This is a genomic window from Oscillatoria sp. HE19RPO (assembly GCF_024220515.1).
GTDB lineage: Bacteria > Cyanobacteriota > Cyanobacteriia > Cyanobacteriales > Laspinemataceae > Laspinema.
The window spans coordinates 1-20,369 of the sequence record NZ_JAMXOT010000164.1; the positions used below are offsets into that span (position 1 = coordinate 1).

Genomic DNA, 20,369 nt, shown 5'->3' on the forward strand with positions numbered 1-20,369 from the left:
TCAGATGACCCGGTTGAAAACGGGAGCATCTCAATTTTGCCTAAAAGGGGAATTTACAAGTCTTGCTCCCCCTGACCTCTTAGGGAAGGGGGCACCGGCGCTTAGGTCTCTTTGCAAAATTGAGATGCTCCCTTGAAAACAGGGTTTTTGGTCCAGGAAACGATTTTAATTGATGGGGAGGTTTTGGTTTTTATAACAGGAATCACCCCAATCTGGACAGGCGATTCGCGAATCGCCGCTACATATCTGGCGTTGAAAACTTGGTTTTTTGTCCAGGAAATTATTTCAATTGATGCTAATAAAGGGTCATTATAACAAGAATTACCCCAATTTGAAACAACCATTTTATATGTAGGGGCGATTCGAGAATCGCCAGTCCAGATCCAGATGACCCGGTTGGAAACCGGGTTATTGGTCCGGGAAACGATTTTAATTGATGGGGAGGTTTTGGTTTTTATAACAGGAATCACCCCAATCTGGACTGGCGAGAAAGCGAATCGCGGCTACAGATGGATTGGGTGAGGTGGGGAAGCGGTTTTTTGTCTGGGTAATTATTTTAATTGATGCTGATTGGAAGCAAGCAAGATGGACTGGCGAGAAAGCGAATCGCCGCTACAGATGGATTTGAATCGGGTAGAAACATGATTTCTTGAGGGGGGTTTTTATCCCGCTTACCTTGACAATTTTGTTGGTCCTAAATATTGGGTTAAATAGGGAGAAAAGACCTCATAAATTAACGTTAAAGGTTTCTTATGATGCCAAAATAGATAATGTCTTCCCCAAAATGGGCCTTTTTGTCCGAAGGCGGTTTCTAAGGCGGGGGAATGTCCGTAGTGGATGCCTTGGACATCGCGATAGAGTTCGGTATGTAGGCGCGAGAGGCTTTCCCAGATTGGGATTGAGCGGTTTTGCAGGTATTCATCGACGTGACTGGCTTCCCACCAGGAGGCGGCATAGGCGAGTCGTTGTCCCGAGGCGGTGCGTAGCCAGACTTGTCGCCGCAGTCGGGGTCCTGGGACCCATTGGATGGGGTCTGGTGCGCCGTCGGGTTCCATTGCGATCGCCGACATATCAATCACGTCTACTTCCGTGGGTTCGCCGGTGAGTAGTTTCAGGTGGCGCGTTGGCGAACCGTCTCCGAGGAGCAAAATCTGCCATGCCGGTGCGAGTTGATGGTGGGGTAATCCCTGCTGTACCCACTCTTCTCCCCCTTCCCATAAGGGGTCGAGGCGGTGCCAGGTGGTTGGCGGGGTCACGCTGTTTGTGGGTCGGGAAGTTGCAGTCAATGCGCTTAACAGAACTTAACGTCACTCTCAATCATAGCGTTCCTTGTCCCGGGTCTTGTGCAATGGGTGGAAAATGCCTCGGGATTGATTCAGCGACACTTATCTAAGGGTGAACCCCTGAAGGGGTTACTACGAACGGGGTGAACCCCTGAAGGGGTGACTACGAACAGTTTGTAGTGACTCCTTCAGGAGTCAGCAGTAACAGAATTGCCAATCTACTTAAAATTGCAATAAATTTTAACAGAATTTTCTTGCCAAAATGCCTTTCAGCCTTGACAATAGCAACCGGGAAGGTGATGGTTTAGGGAAATGGATGATGAGTCGGTGACGACTTAAATTCAGGGGGAGATTGTTCAGTACAAATCAGTGGAGCCAGCAAGTATTAATCGTGGGGGAAACAGTAAAATACAAGGATAAACGGCGAGTTTCTTGGCCGATCGCCGTTGGTGTTTTGGCCGTCGGCAGCCTACTCGCATGGGGTTTTTCTAGTCGGATTCTGAATCCATCCGCAGGTGCGGTGGAGGTGAACACTATTACGGTGGCACTGGGAACCATTGAAATTGCGGTTAATAATAGTGGGGTTGTTGAATTTGGCGGTCAACAAACTCTCAAATCTCCTACCGATGGCACCGTGGATCGGGTTTTGGTGCAGGTTGGCGATCGCGTTCCATCCGGTGGGGAATTAATTACCCTGCGACCCAATTTTTACCAACAAACCGATTTTGCAATTAAACCGTTAGAAATTCAAGAAAAACAACTTGCTCTAGCCACTACGGAACGAAAAATTTTGGAGGCTCAGGACAATCTAATCATTGCTAAAACCGAACTCCAGCGACTTTTTCAGGAAAATATTTCCCGAGAAAGTCAACTGGCGACCCAGGAATCAAACCGTCGAGAACAATTACTCAATCTGGAAACTCAGCGCCAAAAATTGGGGGAAGCGCAACAAAAATTAAGGGAAGCTCAACAAGAATTCACTCGTTTAAGTGCGGCTGGCTCTCAAAAAATCCAAACCCGACTGGCTGATTTAAACCTAGAGATTCAGAAACATAACCTTACCCTGAGAAGCAACCGCCTCAGCGTGATTGACAAACAGGCAGAACTCGCGGCAGCACAACAAAAACTAAGAGAGGACCAAGACTTAGCGCAACGAGGATTTATTGCAGAACAAGAGGTTAAAATCCAAGAAAGTGCAGTTCGTAGTGCTGAATTTTCACTCCATGAAGCGGAAGTGGCGGTGACTCAAACCCTTCTGGATTTAGAGAAAAGTCAACTCGAACGCAGAAACATTGAGGAGGAATTGGCCAATGAGCTAGAAACTGCACAAAAAGAGCTGGAAACGGCACAGGAGACGCTCAGAACTGTAGAGGCAGATATTCGCCGTGGGATGTTTGAGTTGGAACGGACTGAAATCGAGTTAGACAAACTCCGTCGGGAACCGGATCGGGAGGTGGAGGATGCCAGAAAAGCAGTGCGAGAGGCGGAAACTCAACTCCGGGAAGTGCGATCGCAATTTAACCAAGAACGGCTGCAACTAGAGCGAGAAGAAATTACCATCCAAAATACCCAGGAGCAGTTAGCACAAAATATCGTAGCCACTCCGATTGATGCGACGATTTTACAGGTAATAGTCAACAATGGAGATGGCATTAGCCGGGGGGATAATTTGCTCACCTTGGGAGACCCCTCTCAAGAGTTTGTGAATCTTTAGCTTTCTACCTTGGATGCTTCCCAGGTCAAACTGGAGCAAGAAGTGCGGGTGACGGTGATTGGACCGAATGCTCAAATTTATGAGGGGGTAGTCCATCAGCTTTCTCCCCTAGCGATTGCGGAGGACAGTGGTTCGAGTTCAGCACAAGCATCAGTGCCTGCTACTATCAAGCTGGAGACTCCGACGGGGAGTTTGATTCCTGGTGCACAAGTGAGTGTGGAAATTATTGTCCAGCAGCTTAAAGATGTGGTGGTGTTACCGATTGAAGTGATTCAGCGAGATGCTCCCGAACCTTATATTTGGATAGTGGATGCTCAGAGTCGGGTACAGAAACAAACCATTGAGTTGGGTTTGGAAGGGGTGACGCAGGTGGAGATTAAATCCGGACTGAAAGTGGGGGACAAAGTGGTGCTGCCGCCATCGGATGTATCGTTAGAACCGGGAATGGTGGTGGAGATTGCCAAGGGGGACGGGGAAGAGGGTTCCGAAAAATGACGGCGAAGGGGAAGGAATTAACTTCCCATCCGTGATTTATGAAGTGAGTTTTAGGGAAGGGGTCTGCATTATGAGTCTCAGTGTATTTGATTTAATTAGGATTAGTTGTGATTCTCTGCGGGGAAATCGCTTGCGATCGGCCTTGACGACTTTGGGGGTGTTTATGGGAGTAACAGCAGTGAGTGCGACGATGCAAGTTAGAACCATTAGCACATCGGTGATTTCTGCGGAATTGTTGTTTGGATTAACGCCAGATTTTCCCAGTCCCTCTCCAGTTTCCCCACCTGTAAAACCGGCAATCTCATCCGGTGAAGTGAGAAAAAATGCACCGCAGATAGATGTACCACCACCGGCAGAACCCGTTGAACCGATAGTAATAGAACGGCCTGAGAGAGAAGCAAAAGCAGAATTGCCTCTAGGCGATCGCCTGGAGCAAAATGAAGTCATTTCCCAGAGTCTTCCTCAGTTACCCGAAGAGTCGAATCCCCCCAATGGAGATCGCAGCTTGGAGAGTCGGGTAGAACAAGCACGAGTGAGTCTGTTGCCAGATCAAAATACCCGAGATGATCGACGAGATAATCTGTTAATTCAAGTCGGCGATCGAGTGCGGAATGCTAGATTACTATTAGAGCAAGTCAATTTAGCGCAGCAAGAGAGAGAGTTTATACAAAAAACCTTAGAAAATGAACGAGAATTACTTCGATTAGGTCGGGGTGAGATTCACGATGTCATCAGTGTTCAAGAAGCAGTGGTTAGCGCCAATAATAGTGAATTAAACGCCCAAATTGCCTATCTCCATGCTTTGACTCTGTTGCAACAAACCGTGGGGATTACTTTAGAAACCTGGCAAATTACGGTAGAAACCCTGGGAGAGTGAACGGCGATGGCGGATTGTCCAACCCGCTATCAAAAAAATGCAAGTTCCTGGACCGCTTCATGATAAACTATTGAAAAACAGAACAATCAAGGAGGCATGAGCATCTTGGTTAACCAACTTTCCCAGGGTGGCGATGGGTTGCAACCTGTAGATTATAGTCATTTGTTGCACCAGATTTGGCATCGGTTACAGAGTCAGAATCCATTTCAACTGACTCGCGATCGCCATCGGTTGAGAATTAAAATTGATGAAATTGCTACTGAACTGGCGACAAATGCTCAGATTCAGAATCCCCTAACTTCCGCCAATGGGGTGCGATCGGCCTCGGTGAAATTTACCCCCAGGATTCAGGAGCAATTTAGTCAGCAGATTCACGACATTCAAGACCAGTTACAACGCCATCTCCAGGAAACAATGGGGTCTGTGGAGGCGATCGCACAGACGATTGACCAGATGAGTCCGGAGTTAACCCAGGTTCAGGGGACAACCGGACAACTGGGATTTACCTTCAATTTTAATCAATCTTCTCCCACCCTTCAAAAAGAAAAACTCAGACTAGAAACCAACCGTCCTGGCAGTGAATCGCGCCTAAAATTCCATAAAATTACCCTATCGGTGCAAAATGTAGACCGATTTTCCTCGGACCTACGCCAGGGAATTGCTAACTATATTACCACTAAGCTGGCTCCCGAAGACCCAGAAATTCAACAAGAATTGTTAGGTATTTTGGATGGATTAGTCCAGGATGAGTTTTCCTACTTTGATGATTTGCAGCAATTGGTGGATACCGAAAGTCTCGGGAAACTCAAGAAAGAAGCAAAAATCATCTATTTAGAGCATTTGACCGAGCATATCCAAACCAGCGATACCCTCGGGATGATTTATCTCAACGATTTAATTCGCCGCTTACGGTTAATCGACGATTACATCAATGACCGGGAAAAAGCAGATGGAGATTTTGAGGTAAATTATCAAGGAGTAACGGTTAATTATCGAGATGCCTTATCCCGCGCTGAGGTCTTCGATTGTCTACCCATTATTCCCCTCATTGATGGCAACTTAGGAGAACATACGGACCGAGAAGGAGGGGAACGGCAGTTTATTTTTGGACTAAAACTTAAATTTGGTGGTCCGGTTCAAACTAATGCTGGACAAGAAGTCTTGGATTATAACCTGATGCTGCTGAACCCTAACAGTCCGGAACATCAGGAGGCAATATCTGATGAAACTCGTCGGGAATCCTTTGTCAGAAAAGTATTAGTCCGACTGTTTCTTTATTATTTTGTGTTTGCCTCGGATTGCGATCCAGGAGAACCCGATTATAACCCAGATCAGGAAGGCCAATTTTACCCTTGCCGACTGTTTGATGAACGGGTGATGCTAGTTTTATCCGGGTCGGATGAAGTCGCAAAACAGCGGATTTTCGCGGGGTTCGTTCGAGGGATGAACCAACGGAATGTCCGGATTAAAATTGAACGCCTGCGATCAATGCTTCAAAATGTCTTGCAACGACAAAGAATTTTACCCACCCGGACTTACTCGCGACAAATTAACCTCAGAAAAGGGATTTTACAGAAAGATGTGAATAGTGCGTTACTGGGATATTTTTTAGACCCAGAAATCGAAAGAAATCCCAAAGCACAGTTAAAATATGTGACCATTGAGAAACCGGGTCTGGAAACCACAGCACTCTGTCGTCTCCAAGCGATTATCAAAATTGAAGATATCCGGTATTTTCCAGAACCCGAACGAGAAAGATTGACCTGGAATTATCAGATTGCTGGAATTCGGATGCTGGCGGTGGTTTGTACTCCCAATCAGGGGATTTGTTGGCAACAGTATCGAGAGACTTTCCAAAATCAACAATTAATTCTGTTGGATTATGATAATACCCGACTGAATCCCGGAGGATTGAATCCGAGTCAGACCTTTATTTATCGGTTCACTTGGACAGTGCTTGCTTATATTTGCTTTGATTTACTCCTGGAAAACGCACCAAAAAACTTGTTTATTCCGTTTTTGCGACTCCATGAGGGAACCCATGAACGACCCTTGCCAGCAGAGAAATTTTTAGCCAATCTTTGTAAGGGGTTGTCCTATTTGCTGAGTCATCAATATCGGTCCAATTCCCAAGGGATTCGGTTGCAGAACTTCAATCGACATCGGTTAGAAAATGGGTTAAGGTCTCTTTACTCCGTGTTACCGAAAACCTTTCGGGTGATGGAAAGTACCTCACCGTTGCAGTTAGATAAACTGGCGATCGCCATTGTATCGAGTCGAGAGAGTGATGCCGCAACGAACCCTCAATACCGGAAGAATCGGATTGCCAATGTCACCGGAGAAATCATCGGCATCCAGCGATCGGCACAAGATACCATCCAAATCGAACGACTCCAGACCTTTTCCGATAACTACTCCCTGCGTCGCCTCTATCGGGAACCGCCTATTTTAATCGATACGGTCAATCAACTGTATCAACAAGGATACCGGCATATTCTGTATGTCGCACAAGCACCCTATACCAGTACCCTACATATCACCCGTGGCGATCGCGATGAAGACCTCTATTTTATGTCTCCTATCCTAATCACCGCCTTAATGCAAAACCATCCAGACCTCAAAATTTATCCCATCTTTTTCGATAAATATTACGTCTGCAAATTAGGCGGTCCCCCAGTCAACGCATTTGTGGTCCAGGACACTCAACAACTCACCAGTTTAGCGCAAGACCCCCGACAGCAAGCAGTGGTTTTTCTGAACCTCTTTAATGGTATCAGTGTTGGCCGACCGGAGGAACGATTTTATAATGGGGTGATTTCCTATTCCACCTTATTAGGAAACTATTATCCTCAAGTCATGGATGACCAATCCATTCGCCAAGATTTAATCTATGACACACCCCTGAAACGGGACATTTTGCAATACTTAACCCTCTTTCACTTCTCCCGCTTTGACCGCAAAACCCAGCAAACTTTGAAGTTAGACCCTTATGAGAATATCATTGGAGAACAGTCCATTGGTGCTTTATCCATCTTTGAACAAATGACGCCACGGGTTGAGTTTAATGCGTTAGCTTTTTTGACTGAGGTTAAGAAAGTGTTGGATTTGCGGAGAGTGGCAACACCCGGCGGGGGATAAATCAAGCGCCTGTAGCGGCGCTTCGCGAAGCGCCACCCGGCGGGGGATAAATCAAGCGCCTAACAGCTCAAGTCGGTTCAAACCGACTAAAAAACATCACTGTATCAGACTTTTAGTCGGTTTGAACCGACTTTAGCTATTAGCTGGGGGTTTTAACCCCCAGCGGTTGTTGACTATTAGGAGTAATCTCAAGCAGATGATAGCAGAAGAATTAGGCAGGTTGTTTGAAGTAGGGTTTAATCTTGGCATTTTGGCCTATCTGCAACGGCATCAAATTAAACACCATTTTGGAGACTTGTATCGCCAGGATTTGCAGGGACTGAAATTACCGAAAATGGTCAAGCGGATAGCGGAAGAACATGAGGCGATCGCACCCCAGAACCGCGAGATATTGGAAAAATGGAGTCGCTTTTTTATCCAGAAAGGGTTTCTCTCGGGTTTGAATTTCTTTGGGGAATATCTGAACTCTCAGGAAGGAGGCGATCGCCTCAAACGTCAACTGGAAATTCTCTACTATCAATGCAGTTTTGCCGGGGACAACAGCATTGGCACTTCCTCCAAAGATTCTAAAGAACATTTCACCCAGGTTTTATCCCAGTTTGACACCCTCGATTCCCGGCAAATTCAGCGGATTATTTATCAATATTCCGGACAGGGGAAAGCGGGAGAGTTTTTGCAGTCCGATACCTTGATTTTATTGCGCTATGGTCAGGATTTCCGGATTTTATGTGTGGATTTATCCGTGTTTTCGGTACAATCTGCTGAGGATATTGTTCCCCTGGATGATGTGGAAGTCTTGCGGCAAATGCTGAGGGGAGAGTTGGGGTACTTACGGTCGAAAAGTGTTTTTTCTAAGTTGCGTCTGGACACCGGCAGCAGTCCTGGATTAGACTTGGATTTATCGAAAGATTTACGGCAATATTTAACCGCATTTAAACGGCGGGATAAAGAAAGCACAAAGTTAATTCAGGCCGGTTCCTACGCGCATAGTTTCTATGGATTTTTGCAGGATTATCACCTCTTGCCAGAATCTGCTTCCCTAGTTTTCAATGTGGTGGGATATAGCGATCGCCACATTGGAACCATCTCCCTGCGTCCCGAAAATCTCCAGTTGTTGGCAACTTGTGCCGAAATTTATAAAAAAGAACCGAAACAGCAAGAAATTAAAACAGCGCGAAAAAATGTTTTAAAACAAATTCAGCGAAGTGCGGCAAAAAGTTTTATCCAGGGTCAACAATTGGTGGACAAGTTGTCTCAACCCAACCTCACCGGACCGGGTATCACGGAAGTAATTCATCACGAACGGATTCAAGGATTTTTTAACTCCGTGGGAATTCTTCCCCGGGAGTTGGCAACTCCCTTGGGTTTACCGGAAGAATTGACCCTGCGAAATGGACACGCGGAACTGATTCAAAAGGCGCTGACTTCTGAGGAGATTTATCTGTTTTTAACCGGAAATCCGGGAATTGGGAAAACTACTGCGATCGCCAATTTTTTGCAGTCCCATTTTGACGAGGGGTTCTTATTCCTCTATGTCAGTCCCCGGAAACAAGTCAATTTAGATATTATCGATAAGTTTAAATCGGCATCCACCGGCAACCTGTGCGACGATCGCCTCTGGTGTCTCACCAGTAACGCTGTCCTAATCAAGGAAAACGGCGGATTTCCCACGGTTCGATATCACACCAACTCCCGGCGAGATATATTTACTGCCAAAGCGGTAGATTTTATTCCGGCAGATCAGGAAGTGCGATCGCCAAGGAGTCAGCGTCGGTCCTCCCGTTTATATCAAATCGCCTCCGACAAAATTGGCGATCGGGGGACAAAAACTGCTGGAGTGCTTTCCAGTATTTGTTCTGGCATTCATGCAGCAGTCGCCGATCAATTCTCCAATCAAATCCTCGCCACTGTCTCAATCCAATCCTTGCGTGTCACCACCCCGGGAACAACCACCCTGCGACATTTGAATGACATTTTTAAAAGTGCTTACAACCAACGAGATAGCGAAGTCATCCCTGCCAAAATGCGGCAAATCTCGAACCGGATTAAACATCTATTTATTATGATTGACGAAATCACCGGGGATGATAGCGGCGTTTACTTCTTGCAAGGCATCAGTCAATTTTTGCAGAAATATGAACTCACCAACCCGGAACATGGATTTAATACCAAAGTGATTGTAGCAGATGCGTCAATTGTAGACAAAGATGTGATTACCCAACACTTATCGAAACCTTCTCCCGAACCGGATAAAATCTATTTTCGCCTTGCCAAACAGTCCCCCAACCCTCTGACTATCGAGACTTTCCAGTTTCGGAATTTACCCGCTTGTGCCATTAATACCAACTCCTACCCCGCCAGTGAGTTAAACATTACTTATAAAATTTTTATCGAATCGGTCAAATTCACCTCCAATCTGTTTCAATCAGAAAAGCGCACTTTAGTCGAGAAGATGCAAACTCGACTGGCGGAAGATATTTATCAGTTATTAACCCAACCCGATGCCAGTCAAATCCTGGTTTACATTCAGGATAAAAAACGGTTGCAGGACCTCATAGAAACCCTTCGCCAACGCCGAGGTAAATTTGAACCTTACAGAGATTACCTGGAAATTCATGCCAGTCTCGGCGAGGCGGAGAAACTGCGAATTCAAACTTATAAACAAGATGTGAAAGTCGTGTTTATGACCTCCTCCGCCAGTCGGGGATTATCCTTTCCTAAAGCACAACATATTTTAGTTGAGATTCCCCGGTTTCAGATTGAGAAAAATCTCATGGAAGTGATTCAGGTGATTTATCGCGCCAGGGGAGAATATGAGGAAAATGGCGTCCGGCAGACCCTGGATACGGAAGAGAAATCCCTGATATTTTACTTAGGCGATCGCGCCGTTTACTATCCCTCCACCGACCCCGAATTTCCCACCCTTGATGACGAAACCGAACGACAACTGTCGATGCAAGAAAGCATCTTGAATCTCTTAAATATCTTGCTGATTCTGAAACTTTCCATGATGACGCGGATTTTCGGATCCGGACCTTTGGGGAGAAAAGATTGTCTGATTATTCCCATTGGCGGTAAATCCATTTCCACTGCGGGAATGACCTTGAGTGGTCAAATCACCCACCTGATTCGAGAACTCAAAAATGAATATCGCCAGAAACCCAGTCATCGGATTTTGCGGGATATTTTTACCAGTTTGGAAGGTCTTCTCAGTCATGCCGAATTTATCTTAATGGATGAAAGCGGGACCGAGAAAACCATGCAGAAATCCTATCTTTCCTTACGGGAAGAATTCAATACTCAATTTACCCAATACTGTAACCGCCTCGACCAACTGTTAGACCTTGGCAATATTGAAGCGGGTCATTTAGTGGGAAGTTTACTGATTGTTCCGATTCACCAAAGGTTAGAAGAAAGTTATGAAATTCGCTTAGAACAGCAGATTCGCCGCTATGCCACCGATGAGTTAATTAACAAGATGTTTGCCGTGAGTAAGAGTCTGGAATATCCCGAAAACCTGCGATCGGCCATACGCGGGGGTGCAGTTGAATTAGTGGAATTACTCCGCCGGGAAGCAACGCGCACTCAATGGTTTGAACAATATAGCAACAATACCGACCAGTATTATTTGATGCCATTGTTTAACTTCATTGCCGCAGAGGCGATCGCCGAATATTTCAAAGAAGAACCCCAGGAAGAAGAAGGCCAAGAATTTAGAACCTTACTCTCGCGTTACCTCCACTCCCTCTATCCCGCCTACAACACCTTACCCATTGGTCGCAAATACCGAGAATTTCCTTTTTTACTGTTCAGAAGCTACAGTTTAGAGCAAATGCGAGCTAAAATGTTTTCCGATAAGTATTTGTTAAATTCTCATGAATTAAACGTGCTAAATTTGATTTTATCACGAGAAGAGTAATAATTCAATCTTAATTTGAATTTAAAGTCAATCACTTTATTGGAGGCAACGCTGATGATTGCTGTCCCGAACTCCATCAGTCCTGAAGAATATCTCGAAATCGAACGGCAAACCCCCATTCGTCATGAATATCGACGGGGTTTAGTCTATGCAATGGCAGGTGAGACCGATAATCACGATCGCATTGCTCAAAATCTTCTGTACCTGATTAACTTGGATTTGCGAAACTCCCCCGACTGTCGGTTTTATTCGGGAAATGTTAAGGTCAATTATCAAGATGAGTTTTATTACTATCCGGATGCCTTTGTGACTTGCGACTCGCGAGATCGCAGCGATCGCTATGTCAAACGCTATCCTAAACTGATCGCCGAAGTCCTGTCCCCCAGTACCCAAACCTTTGACTTGGGGGAAAAATTCACCGATTATCAAAAGATTGCCACTTTAGAAGAATATATTCTAATTTCCCAGGAAACCCAGCGAGTAGAATGCCGCCGCCTTACGGGTCCAGATACCTGGGAAACTGAAGTCTATGGAGAAGGCGATCGCATTGTTTTGAAAAGTCTTAACCTAGAGTTTGCGATCGGGGAACTCTACCTCGGCATGGATCCGTAGATTCTCCTCCGTTTCAATAAAAATTTTTATGCCTAAAGCGAAAGTTTATGGTAAAATAGAAAAAGAAGTTCAAAAGAAACCTGAGCCTTAAATATGGTAAGTCCCTTTGCAGTAGCCAATTACTTTATTTGGTTAGCCAATGAAACCGGATCTTTTCTCAGCAACCTGAAGCTACAAAAGCTGGTTTACTATGCTCAGGCATGGCATTTGGCACTTGAAGAGTCTCCTTTATTTGAGGAAGACTTTGAAGCATGGATTCACGGTCCAGTTCTCCCAACCTTGTATCAAAAATACGAGTCTTTTAGCTGGAAACCGATTATCGAGAATGTTGCCAAACCCACTCTAAACCCACAACTTGAAAAGTTTCTTAAAGAAATAGCAGATGTTTACTTTTGGTGCGATGCTTACGAGTTAGAACTCATGACGCATCAAGAAGATCCTTGGAAAATTGCTCGTGGCAATTTACCGCTTGATGCTCCCTCAACGGATATCATTAAGAAAGAGTGGATGAAGGAATATTACGCAGCTCATGCCGAAGAAACAGAAGAAGACGAAAATTTCGCTGAATCATTCAGTTCCAATCTCACGCCCTGAGATAAATTATCCACCAAGTATCAAATTTTCATTTACCTATTTACAAACTAACAATCCCAAATTTCCATGTACCCATCAGGATCCTAAGTATTGTTCTGTGTTGCTGGAAAGATTCAAAAATATTTCTACGATGACTGTTACAGAAATCACCGTGAAGAATGCTGCAAATCTACGATGCCATCCCATAGACTGGAGTGACCCTAGAGTGACAGAAAAGTGCTTTGGCATTCCTAATGAAAAACAGTTAGTAGCTACGCCATACCAGTTATTTCAGCTTTCTGCTAACGAATATGGCCGAGTTCATGGGTTTTTTACTGAAAATATTTTTTATATTGTGTGGCTCGATCCAAACCATAATCTTTACTCATCATTTTGAGTAGCATTAATGGCTAATTACCCCAGCATTTAATCAACTGTCGCAGTTTACTACTGCAAACCGCAAAATTCTCCTCATTTCCCCAAAAACCCCTGAGATTTCTGCTCGATTTTTTTCGCAACAAATAGCAAAACCGCATATAAAATCAAGGTTTCTCCAAACATCTCTAAAAATTCCTCGAAGGCGACTCTGACTTGTTCAATGACCCAGCTTAATACTTCCCGTTTGGGAAAAATTTGGGCGAGGAGAGGAGTCAAGACAATATGTTTAAAAATCTCTGCACCAAATGCACCAATAATTGCCAGTAACAATCCCGATACTCCTAGAATGACTAGGTTTCGAGAACTATACCAGAGTGCTTTAAAATCTCGGTAAAAGAAGACCGCGATCGCCACGATTAAAAAGCTATAAATTCCAATCCAATATTTAGTACCAGCAATCGGCATCCAACTGGATGAACCCAATCCCAGATGGAGTTTGACCAGTTCATCTAAAGCAACATAGAATAATAACACCGATTGCACGAACCAAAATGCCGGGGAAGGACGTTCCGAAGACTTTCGGGAAAAGAAGAACATCCCCAAATAAAGTAAGGAGAGTTGGAAGAGAATCGATGCTTGTAAGAGACTGGGAATCGTCATCAATCCATCCATATCAAATGGGGGATAAACTTTTCGCTGGAGGAAGACGCCACCCAGGTAAATGATGACGATCGCCACTTCAAAGCAAATTAATCCCCCAATCCAATAAGGAATGGCACGTTTAAGCAATTTGGGGTTGAGAGTCATGGATGAAAATACTCATAAATTTGCTGTGCCAACCTTGGACCAATTCCCGCGACTTCTGCCAATTGTTCCGGAGTCGCAATACTGATATAATCCAGAGAGTGGAAATGCGCTAACAGTTGTTTTTGCCGTTCAAATCCCAACCCGGAAATTTCATCTAAGCGCGATCGCCGCATTCGTTCGGTCCGTTGTTGCCGGTGAAACGTCACAGCAAAGCGGTGTGCTTCATCGCGCAACCGCCGCAACAATTGCACCCCCGGTTGTTCCGCATCCGATGTTACAGGTAACGACTCTCCCGGTTGGAAGATTTCCTCACGCTGTTTTGCCAAACTCACAACTCGCACCTCTTCGAGTAAATCCATCTCCCGCAACACTTCCACCACTGCCGACAACTGACCTTTACCGCCATCAATCATCACCAAATCCGGCCAATCCGGGGACTGTTCAATTTTACCTGTTTCTCGTTTCTGGTTACCCGCATCGCGAAACCGGCGTCCTAGCACTTCCGCAAGACTGGCAAAGTCATCAGAGTGACCCGATTGCACTTCAGGATTGCGGATTTTGTAGCGGCGATAATGCTGATTTGCCGGAAGTCCATCGATAAAGACGACGCGGGAGGCAACGGCATCGGACCCTTGGACGTGAGAAATATCATATCCTTCGATGCGCCGTGGCAACTCTGGCAAATCCAGGAGTTCTGCTAAATCCTGCATTGCGGCAGCATTGCGATCGCTGAATTTTTGCATCCGCGCCATTTCATAGTCCGCATTTTTGGCAACCATCTCGATTAATTCCGCCTTGGTTTGCCGTTGGGGAGTGAGAATGGAGACTTTGCGACCCTTGCGATCGCTTAACCAATCTCCCAATATCTCTGCCTCGGGTAATTCATGCTGCACTAAAATTTCGGCAGGAATCTCCACCGAGTCTACATTGCGGTAATGTTCCTCTAACACCCGTTGTAAAATTGCACCAGGTTCAGCAGTTTGCGCTTCTGCCACAAATCCCAACCGTCCGACTAACTGTCCGGCGCGAACTTGGAACAGTTGGATACAAGCGCGATCGCCATTGCTGGAAAGTGCGATCGCATCTTGGGAAAGGCGATCGTCCGGCAGGGAGACTTTTTGACCGGCATGAAGCGACTGCAACCCCTGAATGCGATCGCGAAGTCTTGCCGCTTGTTCAAAGTTCAACTCCTCCGCTGCCGCCTCCATTTGCTGTTTTAAAATATCCAGCAATTCATCCGTCCGACCCTGAAACACCATCGCCACCTTTTGGACGGTTTTGCGATAGTCTTCTGAATCAATCAATCCTTGACAAACCCCTGGACAACGACCGATATCATAATTCAAACAAGGACGGTCTTTAAATAGGGGTTGAGGACGCTGACGCAAGGGGAAAATTCGCTTGACTAAATGCAACGTACTCCGCAATAGTCCCGCATCTACATAGGGACCATAATAACGGTCTTTAGCACTGGCGGCCTTGCGCTTGCGAGTGATAAAAATGCGAGGATAAGTTTCGGACCAAGTAATACACAGATAGGGGTATTTTTTATCATCTTTCAGCAGGACATTAAAATAGGGTTGATGCTGCTTAACCAGATTTGCTTCTAATGCTAATGCTTCCGCTTCTGTATCCGTGACGATGAATTCAATATCCGCCACTTGCTGCACCATTCGTTCAATCCGCTGACTCAAACTTTGGGATTCACGGAAATAGGACCGCACCCGCGATCGCAGCTTTTTGGACTTGCCAATATAGAGAATGCGATCGTCGCGATCGCGCATCAAATAGACCCCCGGAACTGGGGGGATTTCCTTGAGTCGATTTTCCAGTCGTTCTGAGTCTTGAATCAGGGTTAAAGGTTGGGTGGTTTCCATCAGAGTTTAGGCATAGAATCGGGATAAATTTATCCTGGATTTACTATTTTAGCAAAGGTATCCAGGGATGGGGAAACTCACCGAATAGAATGGGGTAGGGATTTCCCATCCTAACTTTTAATGCCTAGGAGAGATGCACCAATTCGACAACATCCGGAACTTCTTCAATAAAGGACTGTAATAGCGCATCTTCCGAAGGGCGATCGTACATCTCCTGATAAACTTGTTCAATCAGTTGTTTTACCTGCTTCCCTGGCAATTGACCCCCCAATTCTGCCGGAACCATCATTAATAACATCTCCGTCGGCACCTCTCCCGATAAAGGCGGCAGAAGATATCGAACGGACTGTAGCACTTTTGCTCCATTGTTTTGGTAAAATTTAATCCGTCGTTTTGCTTGTTCTGAATCTTCGCAAAACTGGGGATTTTCCACCTCGATTAATAAGATTTTTTCCTGATTTTTCACCAAATCAATGAGATAAGACATCACTGTTCGACCAATGCCGCGACTGCGGTAATTTTTATCGGTCCCCAGATAGTCCAGCAGGATAAAATTCTTCAGGTTTAAGGGGTAGAGTAAAGCAATCCCTACCACTTGGTTTTCCGCTTTAGCAACAAACCATTGATAAAGCTGATTCGATAATCGGGTTTCCAGGATTTCAAGAGGTTGCCTTTCGCAAGCAGGAAAAGAATCAAGGTAGATTTGTAAAGCACCTTGAAAATCGGGATGATTGATATCGGTCAATTGGACAATTTCTAGCATAGTTTTTGGATGTTTGATAAGACAACCGCCGGGGATTTAAACCCTAGCCCTGTCAATGTGGTAAATTTAATGCCGAAAAATCATTATTTCTTGTAGGGGCGCAATGCTTGCGCCCTCCGGAGGGCGTATGCAATACGCCCCTACAAATACACCTTCAATGTGGTAAATTTAATGACCCCAAATCCTTATTTCTTGTAGGGGCGCAATGCTTGCGCCCTCCGGAGGGCGTATGCAATACGCCCCTACAAATACACTTTGACAGGGCTAGGGTTTAAACCCCCGTCGGATTTGCGCCTAACACCTCTAACACCTGTTTCGGCTGCAATTTATCCTTGAACCACACCATCGGAACTGTCACCTCTTTTAAATTAATTCCCGCCTTTTCTAAATTCAACCGTTCGGAAATCGCTAGAATCAAATCATTCCGCTGAGACTTCCTCACCTGAGCAAATTTCTTCTGTAAATACTCCGGACGCCAATAGCCGACTATTTCTAATAAAAACGTTCTGCCATCGGGATGAACAAGGCGAAAATCGGGAATCATCACACTGCCGGGAATGGGAATTAAATCCACTTCTCGTTCTAATTTCCATTCGGTTTTAGTCGAGTCCCAACGACTGACAAATGAGGCTTCCAACATACTATCATAAGGCTTGCCTGGAGGATAGTGACTGACTAATCCACAGTCAGAATTTAATGAAAATCGCCCTGTTTTCCAGTCGCCGGTGTAGGGGTCGCGACTTTGCAATGTCGCCTCTAAACTCCATTTGGTGACGTGCAAGAGTGCAGGCAACAGTTTAGCAATGGCTAATCCATAGCGGGTACTGGGTTTAAATAAGCTAGTTGGACCATCAATGGTAATGGTAAATCCGCAGTCAGCATCGCCTTCAATATAAGCCATTAATTGAAATAATTTCAAATATTTGAATAACAGTTTATATTCTCCAGGGTCATTGCGATGGGCGTTGATTAATAAATGAGTGGCGCGATAAAATACCCCTTGCACTTGGGAGACGTTGTAACGATGCAGTAATAATTCTGGGGGGGGTGCATCAAATTCCGTGAGGATTTTATTCTCGTTTAAATCTGCATATAGTCCCAATTGAATATGCAGGGGGAGAACCTCCCGTTCTAATTCTTGACTTAATTGAGTGGCGAGTTTTTCTAGGGTGAGTTGAGTTCCTTCTTTACTGGGAACTGTTTCTGCTGCCGCAGTAAATACGCGCTGGCGCAACTCAATGGGTTCCAGGGGAGAAATGACCTCAAAAGTGCTTAAACTGCCTTTTAAAATATGAGCGAGTCCCCGTTTAATGCGGTAGTCGGTGCCATCTCCTTCTATGTCATGGAGTTGGCGATCGAGTTCACTTTGGGGACAACCCACTGCTTCTTGAAAACAGGTAATCAGTTGAGAGGCGATCGCCAAGTTTTTGGAGTTAATCTCCAATCGCTTGGGAACAATCGTCTCTCCATTCATACGATGACTCAGCAAGTCACTCGGTAACATCGGCGTCAGGGGGTGAGAATTAGCTCATATTATTTTACCCCAATCTCGCCTAATCTCCATCCTGATGGAGGGGCAATTTTTCAATTCCCCCTCCAGTTCAGTTAGATGAATGACAACCCTAAATCAAAGCCAAACCTTGACTAAAATCAGGAGTTTCCACCGGATTAGCTGCTAACAGGTTGGCGAAGTCATTCCCTCCGGTAAAGGATTCCTTGAGGAGTAAATTGGCAGTGGCATTACCCAATCCATCAGTCAAATCACTCCCATTTGCCGTGAAGGTTTGAATGGCTGAATCATTGGCAGTATTAAAACTGCTGTTATTGATGATGGGGTCAACAGCAAATTCGGAAATTGCACTGTCACTGAGGTTAATAGGATTTGTGCTTTGAGGACTAACGCCAGGTGTCGCAGAAATTTGCAAATTATAATTCGTATTTGCCCCACCTGTAACCACAATAAAGTAGTTACCTGATGGCAAGTTACGAGATATGGATTCCGAAGTGGTTCCACTTCGCTGGGTATTTGTGAAGATATCTTCTCCCGAATCAATTAAACCATTGTTGTTTGTATCTTCATACAAAAATACATCGGCATCAGCGGTCAATCCATCTAAGGTCAAGTTAAAGCTACTGGGACTGGTAAGGTTAAATCGGTAGTAATCCTGAGGGTCTGTTCTTCCGACTAACTCACTAAAAGTGCGAGTTCCATTGAGCAGACCAATATCCACCGCTTCGCTGGTTTCGTTGACAAGCCGAAGGGTGTAGTTCGTATTACGTCCTTGGGAGTCTGGTCTGACAAGAACAAAGTAAGTACCCACTGCCAAATTGCGAGAGATGGATTCGGAATTTATTCCACTTCTCTGGGTATTTGTGAAGATATTTTCTCCCGAATCAATCGCACCGTTTCTGTTAATATCTTCGTACAGGAATACATCAGCATCAGCCGTCAACCCATCTAAATACAGATTAAAGTCAATCGGACTGTTGACATCAAAGCGATAGTAATCTTCGCGATCGTCAAAACCTACAAATTGGTCAAATGCACGGGTACCGATGAGAGTACCGACATTTAAGGCGCTTCCAGGAGTATTACCCGGATCCGTAGGTGGTGGTGGCGGTGGTGGCGCAGCGGGACCGCTTGGTGCAGCAGTTCGTCCTTCGCCGATTCCGGCGAATACATAGTGTTGGAGTGCTTGTTGGAAGTTGAAACCGGCTGCCTGTAAATCCGGGTTGGCAGCGATATAAAAACTCACGGAAAAATTCGGTGCGGAAGCTCGTCCTTCGTTGATGCCGAATCCTCGAAAATGGTCTAATAGTTGCTCGTTATTCAGTCCCGCAGCGGCTAAGTCTGGATTGGCGGCGCGATAGAAATTGGCATCAAAAACGGGGGAAAAGGTCCGTCCTTCTGCTACTCCGGCATTTTGTAAATGGTCGTACAATTGCCGGTTACTGGTTAATCCGGCAGCGGCTAAGTCTGGATTGACGGCGCGATACAAATTGAGGTCGATGTAGGGGGAAAAGACTCGTCCTTCGTTGAGTCCATTGTTGATGAGATGGGAAAAGGCTTCGGGGTCGTTGAATCCGGCTAAATCCGGGTTGACGGCGCGATAAAAGTTTAAATCGGCTAAGTTGACTGCCATAGTTGACCTCTTGTCAAAGGATTGAGGAATTAGAGGGTTTTGAGAGGGGGAGGTCCGCATCGGTGCTTTCCCTGGGGGTGGCGCTGATGCGGGTTTGGACCTCCTGGCGGTTTCAAAACAGGCGATCGCCCTCGAAAACCCTGGGTGAGGGTTTGAGGGGGAGTCGCTGCTGGGGTGTTGTCTAATGGGTAGACAGGCACTCCAGGGGATATCTCATTGCTCTCTAATTACTTACTCGCAGAAATTTGGAAAAATTATGCACAGTCGTCGGATAAGTTGGGAAAATTTGTGGGGATTTTAGGGGAGGAGAGCCTATGATCCAGTGGTGGAGGGGGGAAGAGGAGGCAGATCCTCCAATAGTGCATCAAGGATGATCTCGGACCATTGAGGACCCTTGAGGAAAATTTAGCTCAGTTTGCTGTCATGGTGTTCAGGTAACCCCCCCACGCTGTATCGGTGTGGGCAGGTTACAATTACTCTACGGAGACAGACCCGCGCTGATGAGCGTTCACACACAAATCCCGGGTCACCTGACCTGATAAAATAGCCGCTTGTAACTCGCTTAAAGCATCCAATTCTTCTAAAGTACAACAGTTTTCAAACATCACACGGAGTTTATTTTCCGTTGTAACACTCAAATAACCTGTTCGTAATACTTGCTTAATAATGTCAGAAATCATCGCCTTACGCTCCTATTCAACCTCGGTGAAGCCATGACTTTAGTATGTATCCCAGGAAACAATTCGCCAGTGATGTAGATTGATGGGATGGTGCGATCGCGATCGCCGCA

General features: G+C 45.5%; 15 protein-coding genes and 1 pseudogene. 9 read left to right on the forward strand and 7 right to left on the reverse strand.

Features of this window, described 5'->3' with window-relative positions:
• Nucleotides 1–671 precede the first annotated feature (671 nt).
• Nucleotides 672–1,286: a chorismate lyase gene (locus NG833_RS15580; protein WP_254566204.1), complete on the reverse strand. Its 615-nt coding sequence runs from the start codon at nucleotides 1,284–1,286 to the stop codon at nucleotides 672–674.
• Nucleotides 1,287–1,674: 388 nt separating this feature from the next.
• Here NG833_RS15580 and NG833_RS15585 point away from each other — a divergent pair, with 388 nt between their 5' ends.
• The 9 genes and pseudogenes from NG833_RS15585 to NG833_RS15625 all read left to right on the forward strand — a co-directional run bounded on the left by NG833_RS15585 (nucleotide 1,675) and on the right by NG833_RS15625 (nucleotide 13,008).
• Nucleotides 1,675–2,997 (forward strand): hypothetical protein, encoded by a 1,323-nt coding sequence (locus tag NG833_RS15585; protein ID WP_254566205.1) that lies wholly within the window; start codon nucleotides 1,675–1,677, stop codon nucleotides 2,995–2,997.
• A 9-nt stretch (nucleotides 2,998–3,006) separates the two neighbouring features.
• On the forward strand, nucleotides 3,007–3,492 hold the full coding sequence (locus NG833_RS15590; protein ID WP_254566206.1) for an efflux RND transporter periplasmic adaptor subunit: 486 nt from the start codon (nucleotides 3,007–3,009) through the stop codon (nucleotides 3,490–3,492).
• A 70-nt stretch (nucleotides 3,493–3,562) separates the two neighbouring features.
• Nucleotides 3,563–3,727: pseudogene (locus NG833_RS15595) on the forward strand (ABC transporter permease); the annotation flags it as partial.
• A gap of 78 nt (nucleotides 3,728–3,805) precedes the next feature.
• A complete protein-coding gene (locus NG833_RS15600) occupies nucleotides 3,806–4,369 on the forward strand; it encodes a TolC family protein (protein WP_309143855.1) in 564 nt (187 codons plus the stop codon).
• A gap of 96 nt (nucleotides 4,370–4,465) precedes the next feature.
• The gene (locus NG833_RS15605) at nucleotides 4,466–7,507 is read left to right on the forward strand and encodes a hypothetical protein (RefSeq protein ID WP_254566207.1); all 3,042 of its coding nucleotides are present in this window, start codon (nucleotides 4,466–4,468) and stop codon (nucleotides 7,505–7,507) included.
• A gap of 196 nt (nucleotides 7,508–7,703) precedes the next feature.
• Nucleotides 7,704–11,426, forward strand: coding sequence for a helicase-related protein (locus NG833_RS15610; protein ID WP_254566208.1), 3,723 nt, complete (start codon nucleotides 7,704–7,706; stop codon nucleotides 11,424–11,426).
• Nucleotides 11,427–11,480: 54 nt separating this feature from the next.
• Nucleotides 11,481–12,038, forward strand: a complete 558-nt coding sequence (locus NG833_RS15615) for a Uma2 family endonuclease (RefSeq protein WP_254566209.1) — start codon at nucleotides 11,481–11,483, stop codon at nucleotides 12,036–12,038.
• Nucleotides 12,039–12,131: 93 nt separating this feature from the next.
• A complete protein-coding gene (locus NG833_RS15620) occupies nucleotides 12,132–12,632 on the forward strand; it encodes a Panacea domain-containing protein (RefSeq protein WP_254566210.1) in 501 nt (166 codons plus the stop codon).
• 130 nt (nucleotides 12,633–12,762) lie between these two features.
• A complete protein-coding gene (locus tag NG833_RS15625; protein ID WP_254566211.1) occupies nucleotides 12,763–13,008 on the forward strand; it encodes a hypothetical protein in 246 nt (81 codons plus the stop codon).
• A 74-nt stretch (nucleotides 13,009–13,082) separates the two neighbouring features.
• On the opposite strand, the gene NG833_RS15630 is transcribed toward NG833_RS15625, so the two are convergent.
• The 6 genes from NG833_RS15630 to NG833_RS15655 form a co-directional block, all read right to left on the reverse strand.
• Nucleotides 13,083–13,796 carry a hypothetical protein gene (locus NG833_RS15630; protein ID WP_254566212.1) on the reverse strand — a complete coding sequence of 238 codons (714 nt, stop codon included), beginning with the start codon at nucleotides 13,794–13,796 and terminating at the stop codon, nucleotides 13,083–13,085.
• Nucleotides 13,793–15,673, reverse strand: coding sequence for an excinuclease ABC subunit UvrC (gene uvrC / locus NG833_RS15635; RefSeq protein WP_254566213.1), 1,881 nt, complete (start codon nucleotides 15,671–15,673; stop codon nucleotides 13,793–13,795). The genes NG833_RS15630 and uvrC overlap by 4 nt, the downstream gene beginning before the upstream one ends.
• Nucleotides 15,674–15,797: 124 nt before the next feature.
• Nucleotides 15,798–16,436, reverse strand: coding sequence for a GNAT family N-acetyltransferase (locus tag NG833_RS15640; RefSeq protein ID WP_254566214.1), 639 nt, complete (start codon nucleotides 16,434–16,436; stop codon nucleotides 15,798–15,800).
• A 271-nt stretch (nucleotides 16,437–16,707) separates the two neighbouring features.
• Nucleotides 16,708–17,940: a DUF790 family protein gene (locus tag NG833_RS15645; protein ID WP_254566215.1), complete on the reverse strand. Its 1,233-nt coding sequence runs from the start codon at nucleotides 17,938–17,940 to the stop codon at nucleotides 16,708–16,710.
• A gap of 118 nt (nucleotides 17,941–18,058) precedes the next feature.
• Nucleotides 18,059–19,579 carry a PPC domain-containing protein gene (locus NG833_RS15650; RefSeq protein ID WP_254566216.1) on the reverse strand — a complete coding sequence of 507 codons (1,521 nt, stop codon included), beginning with the start codon at nucleotides 19,577–19,579 and terminating at the stop codon, nucleotides 18,059–18,061.
• A 473-nt stretch (nucleotides 19,580–20,052) separates the two neighbouring features.
• Complete coding sequence (locus NG833_RS15655; RefSeq protein WP_254566217.1) at nucleotides 20,053–20,259, reverse strand: hypothetical protein; 207 nt, start codon at nucleotides 20,257–20,259, stop codon at nucleotides 20,053–20,055.
• Nucleotides 20,260–20,369: the final 110 nt, after the last annotated feature.

Excerpts from the sequence above, each read along its gene's own strand:
- uvrC (WP_254566213.1), bottom strand. The coding sequence starts at position 15,673 with ATGGAAACCACCCAACCTTTAACCCTGATTCAAGACTCAGAACGACTG.
- NG833_RS15605 (WP_254566207.1), top strand. The coding sequence starts at position 4,466 with ATGAGCATCTTGGTTAACCAACTTTCCCAGGGTGGCGATGGGTTGCAA.
- NG833_RS15640 (WP_254566214.1), bottom strand. The coding sequence starts at position 16,436 with ATGCTAGAAATTGTCCAATTGACCGATATCAATCATCCCGATTTTCAA.
- NG833_RS15650 (WP_254566216.1), bottom strand. The coding sequence starts at position 19,579 with ATGGCAGTCAACTTAGCCGATTTAAACTTTTATCGCGCCGTCAACCCG.
- NG833_RS15625 (WP_254566211.1), top strand. The coding sequence starts at position 12,763 with ATGACTGTTACAGAAATCACCGTGAAGAATGCTGCAAATCTACGATGC.
- NG833_RS15645 (WP_254566215.1), bottom strand. The coding sequence starts at position 17,940 with ATGTTACCGAGTGACTTGCTGAGTCATCGTATGAATGGAGAGACGATT.
- NG833_RS15655 (WP_254566217.1), bottom strand. The coding sequence starts at position 20,259 with ATGATTTCTGACATTATTAAGCAAGTATTACGAACAGGTTATTTGAGT.
- NG833_RS15620 (WP_254566210.1), top strand. The coding sequence starts at position 12,132 with ATGGTAAGTCCCTTTGCAGTAGCCAATTACTTTATTTGGTTAGCCAAT.
- NG833_RS15630 (WP_254566212.1), bottom strand. The coding sequence starts at position 13,796 with ATGACTCTCAACCCCAAATTGCTTAAACGTGCCATTCCTTATTGGATT.
- NG833_RS15610 (WP_254566208.1), top strand. The coding sequence starts at position 7,704 with ATGATAGCAGAAGAATTAGGCAGGTTGTTTGAAGTAGGGTTTAATCTT.
- NG833_RS15615 (WP_254566209.1), top strand. The coding sequence starts at position 11,481 with ATGATTGCTGTCCCGAACTCCATCAGTCCTGAAGAATATCTCGAAATC.